Here is a 1,765-nt window from a genome sequence, read left to right as displayed (position 1 = left end):
TCTAAATATTGCTTAGCAATGATACATTTTAGCTCTCGGCTATATTTGGACATAAAAAGACCCCCAATAATTGGTGTCCAACTATTGGGGGTCAGTTCAAACAACCGGGCTTTGTTAATTGGATTTCGTCTTATCTAGTTTAGAAACCGCGGATATCCAATTCGTTGTTGATTAACACGACACACTGAGAAGCGAATAGCATGTTTGGACCTAAGCTGATTTTCTCTGTACCTAGGCGCTTTAAGCTGTTGTAGCTTTTCTTAGGCATAGGGATGTGATCAGTCAGAAGGAAACATGGGTTTTCAGCGATCTCTGCATCACGGATAAAGTCACCTTTTTTATCCATCATGTACAGCTGGTGGTCTTCAGCTAGCTCTTTAACAAGTTTTTCAAAACTCATAGTACGAACAGTAATGCCCGGCTCAACCTGACGCGTCTGTTCTTTAGTCATGCCTTGAGAAGCGTCAACCGCTCTTACTACCGCTGACAACAACGCCGACTCATGGAAACCACCAATGTTAGTGATCTCATTAGAATCGAATGTAATTGTACGTGAAAAGTCTTTAGTACTTTCTAATACAAGGTGTACGGTGACATTCTCGCGGTGAGACTGGGCAACGAAGATCGTGTTCATCAAAGTATGAGCCAAAATCTCAGTATGAGCATCTTGTCCAACGCCTTCTAAGATAAGTTTGCTCTCTGTAGGGGCTGCGCGAGCGCGTAATACAAATGAACGCATAGAATGTACCTTGTCAGTATGTGATAAAGCGAAACGAGCTTTAGCAACATGAATTGATGAATAACCAAAATTGTGGCGGTATGTAACTCTTTTCTATTAATGAAGTCAAATAGAGTTGCTTATAGCGCTAACTCCAAGAACTCAACGTATTAAATAGAGAATGACCACATTACAAGATGGTAAAGGTTGAAGCGACCGATTGTTTACATAGATAGTATGCACAAATTATTAGGTGGCTTGCATAAGGAAGTAGTCGATGAAGTTACGGAAAATAGATAAAGAAGAATATAGAAAGAAGATGAACCTGTTGTTGGTTGGTTTAGTTGGCTCACTTGCAGTGTTTGCTATCGTGTTCGGCACCATACTGATTGACTTATTTGGCACAACAAATTCAATTGCTGGTGAATCAACGGGCAATTTCCATTTAAACGTGCTTGGAGTGATCTTGTCTGTTGCGCTAAATGCTTTTATTGCGCGTCGTGTAAAAGGGCATGAATACTTTAAGGAAGCGGTGTATGTGTGGAACCTTAAACAAATCCATAATCAAATCTATCGTAAGCTCAAGCGTATTCAACCCAAAGCTGAACAAGGCGACCGAGACGCGCTGACCATCCTTTACTTCTATTACACCACGCAAAAACAGGTATACGACCTAGACAACAACACATTGACGATAAAAACAGTTCAGCAATCGCTAGATAAGATCTTAGAATTGAGCGAGAGATGGAGTATTGAACTAGATATAGAGGCTTTTTCGAAAGATCTAATCGCAAAGTTTTAAGTAATATGCCCATTATTGTATGAGCTTTGAGCGACTAAAGAGCCTTTTGACGCAAAAGTAGCCACTTAAGAAGGTTTTTTGAATTTTTATCGAAAAAGGGGTTGCCATGTTTTCGATGATCTCTATAATGCCGCCTCACTGACACGGCAGACGCCACAAGGCTTCAGCAGTAATCAGCAAGACGGAAAGTTCGAAATAAATTAATTTTAAAAAGTGTTTGACACTTAAGATTAAATCGCTAGAAT

2 protein-coding genes are annotated in these 1,765 nt (G+C 40.1%); one reads left to right on the top strand and one right to left on the bottom strand.

What is annotated here, in order from left to right; translation table 11 throughout:
• Positions 1–139 precede the first annotated feature (139 nt).
• Positions 140–739 (bottom strand): tRNA (pseudouridine(54)-N(1))-methyltransferase TrmY, encoded by a 600-nt coding sequence (trmY, locus tag BCT81_RS03025; protein ID WP_004733046.1) that lies wholly within the window; start codon positions 737–739, stop codon positions 140–142.
• Positions 740–995: 256 nt separating this feature from the next.
• Between trmY and BCT81_RS03020 the strand changes: the two genes are divergently transcribed.
• Positions 996–1,520 carry a DUF3087 family protein gene (locus BCT81_RS03020; protein ID WP_102423201.1) on the top strand — a complete coding sequence of 175 codons (525 nt, stop codon included), beginning with the start codon at positions 996–998 and terminating at the stop codon, positions 1,518–1,520.
• The last annotated feature ends 245 nt before the right edge of the window (positions 1,521–1,765 follow it).

The organism is Vibrio sp. 10N.261.52.A1 (assembly GCF_002876325.1).
GTDB classification, from domain to species: domain Bacteria; phylum Pseudomonadota; class Gammaproteobacteria; order Enterobacterales; family Vibrionaceae; genus Vibrio; species Vibrio chagasii.
This window is presented reverse-complemented; position numbering and strand designations above follow the sequence as displayed.